The 299-nt window shown below is 75.3% G+C and carries 1 protein-coding gene; it reads right to left on the bottom strand.

All coding sequences use genetic code 11. From position 1 onward, the window contains the following. Positions 1-299: polyketide synthase dehydratase domain-containing protein (locus tag ACZ92H_RS29680; RefSeq protein WP_465052407.1), on the bottom strand; the 299-nt coding region annotated here is incomplete at both ends.

Here is a 299-nt window from a genome sequence, read left to right as displayed (position 1 = left end):
GGCAGCTCCAGCCGCGCCAGCACCTGTCCCTGGCCCACGTACAGCGTGTGCAGTGCGCGCAGGGCCGGACCATACGCCAGCCCCAGTTCGCCAAGCGCGGCGTAGCACTGCCCGGCCGACAGCTCGGCCACGCTGCAGGCCGCGCGCAGGCCCGCCAGGTCGTGCCGCGCCGGCGCCGCGTCCGGCACGTCCGGCAGCCCGGTCGCCGCGCCGTGCAGCAGGGTGCCGTCGGCCGTCTCGCTGTAGATTTCGATGCCGACCGTGCCATCCGCCTCCGGGAACAGGGCCAGGTGCACCTC

This window comes from Janthinobacterium foliorum (assembly GCF_978021625.1).
This window is presented reverse-complemented; position numbering and strand designations above follow the sequence as displayed.